Below are 6,559 nucleotides of genomic sequence, written 5' to 3'. Positions count from 1 at the left end.
GCCCGGCGCGGCCCACAGCCATGCCCGTGAACCGTCACCTACAGCAAGATCACTAAAGCAGGTGAATGTTTACGTTCGAGGGGCCCGGCCACGTCTCGCTGGAATGGGCGATCAGATGGCAGCTGTTCGACTGGGCCCCGAGCGGCAGCGTGCTTGACACCGGTAGTGACACCTACCATGTCGTGCGGTCCTGGCTCGATCTCGATCCCTACCTGGTCCTCGCCGGTATTGCGGCCGCGGTTCCCCTGCTCGCCCTGCGGCGGCTGCGGGTCGTCGCCGGACTGCTGCTGCTGCAGTTCGCCTTCGTTTTCCGCAACGGCTACCTGCCCAACCCCTACATCACCGCGATGCTCCCATTCGCCGCGTTGTGCGTGGCAGGGCTGCTCGACGCCGTCCTGCCGAGTGGAGCACAGCCGCGACGCGGTCCGCCGCATCATGCCCGACCGGAGTCGGAGTCGGAGTCGGAGTCGAAGTCAGAGTCGAGGTCGGGGCCGACCGCGGCCACGATCGTCAACGGCCTGCGCTGCCTCGTGGTCCTTGTGGCCCTGTCCGTGGCCGCCGCGACGGTGATCCCGGACTGGACACCGAAGATCCGCACCGCGCTCACCCGGGACGCGAGTGCCCCGAGCCGCGAGGCGACCCGATGGTTTCTCGCGAATATTTCCTCCGAGGGCACCGTCATCACTGACGACATCGCCTGGACCGACCTCACGATCGCCGGGCGCCGGCCGCTGCCAGTGTGGTTCTACAAGCTGGACCTCGACCCTCAGGTGCGCGGCCGGTTCCCCCACGGCTGGCGTGACGTCGACTACCTGATGATGGGCAAGCCTCCCGACTCGGTGCTCGGTGAGATCCCGCTCGTCGCCGAGGCGCTCCGGCACTCGGTGGTCCTCAAGTCGTTCGGCGACGGGGAGATCGAGATTCGCCGGGTCATCGTCCCGGACTGCCGTGGCCGGCCCGACCGGTGCTGAACCGTGACGTCCTCCCCCGGGATGCGTGGAACACCTTCGGTGTTCAGGCTGGCGCTGTCCGCTCCACTTCGTTCGGTTCGGAGGGATCGCCATGGTCGAGATGCTGGCCCCGTTCCCGTTGTCCTGCTGGGCCGAGACCAGGCAGACCGTACACCGTTACCTGCAGGTCGTCGGCAAGATCCGGCTGGCCGCGAGCCCACGGCGCAACCACTGGTGGAATGTGCCGTTCCAGCTGACCGGCCGTGGACTGACGACGCGTCCGATGGGCCAGCTCGACGGAAACCCGATCTTCACCATCGACTTCGACTTCGTCGGTCATGAGCTGGTCGTCCAGCGCCTGGACGGCGAGACGATCTCGTTTCCCCTGGTCGCGCAGTCGGTAGCGTCGTTCTACCGCCGCACCTTCGACGCGCTGGCGGCACTCGGCATCAAGATCCGCCTTGACCATCCGCATCCGTTCGATCTGCTGGACGCGGCACGTCCGTTCAACGAGGACACCGAGCACGCCGCCTATGACCCGGCGGCGGTGGCCCGCTACTGGCAGACGCTCAGCCAGGTCAACCTGCTGTTGGAGGAATTCGCCGCCGGATTCAGCGGCAAGGTCAGCCCGGTCCACCATTTCTGGCACACCTTCGACATCGCCCATACCCGATTCGCCGACCGGCCCGTCGACCAGTCCGCCGAGACCGATCCGGTCACCCGGGAGGCCTATTCGCGGGAGGTGGTCAGCTTCGGAGTCCTCCCGCTCGCGGCCCTCGAACGCAGCCCGGACCGGCGGGCCGGCGTCCTCGGCTTCTACGACAGCGCCTACCGGGCCGGGGCCGGCCGGGCCGGTTGGGACATCGAGCGGTTCGCCTGCCCCCACGGCGTCACCGACCCTGTCCTCGCCCCTGGGCACTGACATCGACGAGCCACCCGGCAAGATCGGAGGGGTGACCGGGTCCGCGCCGGACGGGCGACGAGGCATCCCATAAGTTCGCCGTATGCACAGCCTCACCCGGGACGAAGCCCTCGCCCGTGCCGGCCTGGTCCGCGTTGACGGCTACGAGATCGAGCTCGACCTGACCGCGGCGCGCACGTCGACGGAGTTCGGCTCGACGACCAGGGTGCGCTTCAGCCTCCGTTCCCCCACGGACGGCTCTCTCGCCACGGACGGCTCGTCGGCGGGCGGCGAACCGGCGCTGACGACGTTCGTCGAGCTCAAACCGGCATCCATCCAGCAGCTGTGGCTCAACGGCCAGCCGCTGGACCCCTCCGCCGTCGACGGCAACCGGCTCCCCCTCGCGGCGCTGCACGCGACGAACGAGCTCGTGGTGACGGCCACGATGAGGTACTCGAACACCGGCGAGGGGCTGCACCGGTTCACCGACCCGGAGGACGGCGAGGTCTACCTGTATGCGCAGACCTTCCTCGACGACGCCCAGCGGATGTTCGCCTGCTTCGACCAGCCCGATCTCAAGGCGCCGGTGCGCCTGAGCGTGGCCGCACTCCCCGACTGGACGGTGCGGGCGAACGGCGCCGGGAAGCAGACCTTGCCGGGGCGGTGGGAGTTCACCGAGACGGCCCCCCTGGCGACCTACTTCGTGACGGTGGTCGCGGGGCCGTACCACCTCGTCGAGGACTTCCACGACGGCATCCCGCTCGGGCTGCTCTGCCGCCGCTCGCTCGCGCCGTACCTCGACGCCGACGCGGCGGAGATCTTCGGCATCACCCGGGCCTGCCTGGACCGCTACCACGAGCTGTTCGCGAGCCGGTACCCGTTCGGGACCTACGATCAGGCGTTCGTGCCCGAGTTCAACGCCGGCGCGATGGAAAACCCGGGGTGCGTGACCTTCCGGGACGAGTTTGTGTTCCGCTCGGCGGTGACCGAGGCCGAACGGGAGCTGCGTGCCGTCGTCATCGCCCACGAGATGGCCCACATGTGGTTCGGTGATCTGGTCACCATGCGCTGGTGGGACGACCTGTGGCTGAACGAGTCGTTCGCCGAGTACATGGGCTATCGGGTGACGGCCGAGGCGACGCGGTTCACCGGGGCGTGGACCAGCTTCGCCGTCGGTCGCAAGAGCTGGGGCTACGCCGCCGACCAGCGGCCGTCGACGCACCCGGTGGCCCCGGCCGACGTCCCCGACACCGCGCTCGCCCTGCTGAACTTCGACGGCATCTCCTACGCCAAGGGAGCGTCGGCCCTGCGGCAGCTGGTCGCCTGGGTGGGCGACGACGCCTTCCTGACCGGGCTGCGGGCGTACTTCGCCCAGCACGCCTTCGCCAACGCGTCCCTGGCCGACCTGCTCGCCGCGCTGACCACGGCGAGCGGCCGGGACCTCGCCGGCTGGGCCGAGGTGTGGCTGCGCCATGCACAGGTCAACACGCTGCGCCCCGAGATCACGATCGGTTCCGACGGCCGCCTCGCGCAGGTCACGGTGATCCAGACGGCACCGCCGACGCACCCGACGCTGCGTCCGCACCGCATCGGCATCGGCGTCTACGGCCCGGCAGAGCCGACCGACCCGACCGAGCCGATCGTGCTGCTCCGCCGGGTGGAGGTGGACATCGATCCGGCGGCGCCGGACGGGCGCACCGGGATCGCGTCACTGGTCGGGAGCGAGGCGGGATGCCTGCTGCTGGTCAACGACGGCGACCTGACCTACGCCAAGGTCCGTTTCACCCCGGCCGACCTCGCCGCTTTGCCCACCGTCCTGCCGCGGACGGCCGATCCGCTTGCCAGGGCGATCATCTGGGCGGCCGCGGCCGACGCGACCCGGGACGCCGAATGGCCCGCCGCCGACTATCTGACGCTCGCCGTGGGTGCGCTGCCCCGGGAGACCGAGATCGCTGTCTTCGAGGACGCCCTGCGTTTCGCCCGGGCCACCGCGCTGAACCGCTACCTCGCACCGTCGGCGCGACCGGCGGCCGCGCAGGAGCTCCACGCCGCCTGCGCGCGGGTCCTCGCGGCCGCCGCACCGGGAGGCGGTCATCAGCTCTCCGCCGCCCGCGGGGTCATCGGGTGCAGTGGACCGGCGCAGGCGGGAACACTGGCGGCGTGGCTCGCCGGGGCGGGCGTGCCGGCCGGACTGGTCATCGACCCGGACCTACGCTGGACTCTGCTACACCGGCTGGTCGTACTCGGGCGGGCCGGGGAGGCGGAGATCGCGGCCGAGAGCCGGCATGATCGCAGCGCCCGGGCCGCTGAGCATGCGGCGCGGGCCCGCGCCGCCGTCGCCGATCTCGAGGCGAAGGCCCGGGCCTGGCGGACGATCGTGGACGACGACACGATGTCCGCCCGGCTCGTCGCCGCGACGGCCGAGGGTTTCTGGCAGCCTGAGCAGGCGGATCTCACCGACGGGTACGTCTCCCGCTACTTCGAGCAGATGCCGGCGATGGCGGCCCGGCGATCCCCGCACGCCGCCCGGCAGATCGCCACCTACGCCTATCCGCAGTTCGCCGTGTCCGTGGGGACGGTGCGGGAGGCGGACGCCCTGCTGGCCCGCGATCGTCTCGACCCGCTCCTGCGCCGCGTCGTTGTCGACGCGACCGACGAACTCCGCCGAGCGGTGCGGGCCCGTCTCCGGCCCTGACGCCGGGCCCTGCTCCGGCCCGCCCGTCATCCAAGCCGACGGCATCGTCATCCCACTGACGATGTCATCTCCCCGACGGCTCTGGACGCGCCCGCGTTCTTTCCGGCATAGTTCGCGCAGCAAGGATGTCTCAGGGGACGGGGGGCGGTATGGCAGCCGGCACGGACCGGGCCGAACGGCAGACGAATGCGGGTACGGCATTAGGCGTTGCCTTGTTGGTCGGTGCCGCCGTCGCGGTGTCGACCGGTGTGTACGCGAGGGTTCATGAACCAGCCGGGCGGCCGCTGTTCACCCTCGGTTTCTCCGGCATGCTGCCGATGAAGGCGTGGCTGACGACGGCCGCCGCCGTTCTGCTACTCGTTCAGCTGGCCACGGCACTGTGGATGTGGGGACGGCTGCCCGGCGCGGGCCCGGCGCCGGGCTGGGCCGCTGCACCGATGGAGCGGGACGACCGCGTTCGTCCTCACCCTGCCAGTGGCCTTCCACTGCATCTGGGCGCTGGGCTTTGCCAGCGATGGCACCCGGGTGCTCCTCCACAGCCTCCTGGGCTGCGCCTTTTACGGGGCCTACACGGCAAAGATGATCAGTCTACGGACCAGCGGGTTACCGGGGCGGGTACTGCCCGTGCTCGGCTCGACGGTTCTTGTTCCCCTGGTCACAATCTGGTTGACGGCTTCACTGTGGTTTTTCACCCAGTCCGGTATTCCGCACGTCTGAACAGGATCCCGAGGAAAAAGTCATGACGCAGGAAACACCGACGCGGCGCCTCGTGGCCCCCGGCCTCGCGGTCACCGTCGCCGCGGGTGCCGTCGGGTATGCCGTCGCCAGCTGCAGCGACGCGGCCGATCCGAAGCCACGGCAGGCGACCGCGGGCGGGACCCGCGGGGGTAGCGACGGTTCGGGCGCGGGCAACGGCGGCGGCCAAGCCGGCGGCACGGCGCCCCTCGCCCGGGTCGACGAGGTGCCGGCCGACGGCGGTCTCATCCTCGGCGACGCCGGCCTGGTGCTCACGAGGAACGCCGCCGGCACGATCCAGGGTTTCTCCACCGTCTGCACCCATCAGGGATGCTCGGTGAACGCGATCGAGAAGGGCCGCATCCTCTGCCCGTGCCACGGCAGCGCCTTCGACACCCGCACCGGGGAACCCGTCGCGGGGCCGGCGAAACAGCCGCTGCCGCCGGTCGCTGTCACCGTCCGCGACAACGCCGTCTTCCCCGCCTGACCCCCGCGCCCCGATCGCCCGGATCTCGGCAGGAGCCGGATCCTCTCAGGAGGAGAAACAGTGGACCCGACAGGGCTGCGGATCACCGTCCCGTCCGGCCAGAGCGTGCTGTCCGCCGACCGCAGTCACGTCGTCGGCCGCGGCCGTGACTGCGATGTCGTCATCGCGGACGGCCGGGTGTCCCGGCGTCACGTCCTGCTGGAGCCCCGCGGCGACGCCGGGTGGCTCGCCCAGGACGTCAGTTCCAACGGCATCTGGGTGGACGGCGCCCGGACCGGCAGCGTTGCCCTGACCGACGGCGAGGTGCGGGTGCATCTCGGCGCGGCGAACGGGCCGACGGTCGTCCTGGCCCCGGTCAGTCCTACGCCGCGGCGCCCGCCCGCCGCGCCCGACGACCCGGACGTCGGGGCCCTGGCGACCGTGCTGGCCGGCCAGGGCGGCCGCATCGATCCCAGCCCCGTCCCGGCGGCGGCGGGCTCCGCCCAGGTCCCGGCTCGGCGTCACGCCGGCCACTCGCCCGTGGCGAGCTGGCTGCGCGCCCTGCCCACCTTCGTGTGGCTCGCCGCGGTTGGCTTCACCCTCGGCGCGTTGCTCGCGCTGTCCTGAGCGCCGCCCGAGGGCCGGCCCCGCCCCGGAGTTGACGTCGGGTTGACGGCCGGCCGGAGCGCGGGTCAGGAGGAAAACAGCAGCCGGGCGAGGCCGCCGTGCTTGTGGTGGCGCCCATGCCCGCCGTGCCCGTAGGGAGTCCCCCAGGCGGGCTGGGCATAGTGCCCCGGCTGGGCGTGGGGCGC

5 protein-coding genes and 1 pseudogene are annotated in these 6,559 nt (G+C 71.2%); all 6 read left to right on the top strand.

Annotated features, from left to right (window positions below; all coding sequences use genetic code 11):
* Nucleotides 1-65 precede the first annotated feature (65 nt).
* The 6 genes and pseudogenes from ACY5KJ_RS15060 (at nucleotide 66) to ACY5KJ_RS15035 (ending at nucleotide 6,374) form a co-directional block, all read left to right on the top strand.
* Nucleotides 66-971 (top strand): hypothetical protein, encoded by a 906-nt coding sequence (locus ACY5KJ_RS15060; RefSeq protein WP_462203633.1) that lies wholly within the window; start codon nucleotides 66-68, stop codon nucleotides 969-971.
* A 91-nt stretch (nucleotides 972-1,062) separates the two neighbouring features.
* Nucleotides 1,063-1,872, top strand: coding sequence for a DUF5996 family protein (locus ACY5KJ_RS15055; RefSeq protein ID WP_462187423.1), 810 nt, complete (start codon nucleotides 1,063-1,065; stop codon nucleotides 1,870-1,872).
* Between the two features lie 82 nt (nucleotides 1,873-1,954).
* Nucleotides 1,955-4,546 (top strand): aminopeptidase N, encoded by a 2,592-nt coding sequence (gene pepN, locus ACY5KJ_RS15050; RefSeq protein ID WP_462187424.1) that lies wholly within the window; start codon nucleotides 1,955-1,957, stop codon nucleotides 4,544-4,546.
* Nucleotides 4,547-4,695: 149 nt separating this feature from the next.
* Nucleotides 4,696-5,263 (top strand): annotated as a pseudogene (locus tag ACY5KJ_RS15045) (DUF6529 family protein).
* Nucleotides 5,264-5,285: 22 nt separating this feature from the next.
* Entirely contained in the window at nucleotides 5,286-5,768 is a 483-nt protein-coding gene (locus ACY5KJ_RS15040; protein ID WP_462187425.1) for a Rieske (2Fe-2S) protein, read from the top strand.
* Between the two features lie 60 nt (nucleotides 5,769-5,828).
* A complete protein-coding gene (locus ACY5KJ_RS15035; RefSeq protein ID WP_462187426.1) occupies nucleotides 5,829-6,374 on the top strand; it encodes an FHA domain-containing protein in 546 nt (181 codons plus the stop codon).
* The last annotated feature ends 185 nt before the right edge of the window (nucleotides 6,375-6,559 follow it).

The sequence above is a fragment of the Frankia sp. CcWB3 genome (genome assembly GCF_977927595.1).
The sequence above is the reverse complement of the archived record's forward strand: the minus strand, read 5'-3'. Positions and strand labels throughout refer to the sequence as shown.

Coding starts and splice junctions, on each gene's coding strand:
- ACY5KJ_RS15060 (WP_462203633.1), top strand. CDS start 66: ATGTTTACGTTCGAGGGGCCCGGCCACGTCTCGCTGGAATGGGCGATC.
- ACY5KJ_RS15055 (WP_462187423.1), top strand. CDS start 1,063: ATGGTCGAGATGCTGGCCCCGTTCCCGTTGTCCTGCTGGGCCGAGACC.
- ACY5KJ_RS15040 (WP_462187425.1), top strand. CDS start 5,286: ATGACGCAGGAAACACCGACGCGGCGCCTCGTGGCCCCCGGCCTCGCG.
- pepN (WP_462187424.1), top strand. CDS start 1,955: ATGCACAGCCTCACCCGGGACGAAGCCCTCGCCCGTGCCGGCCTGGTC.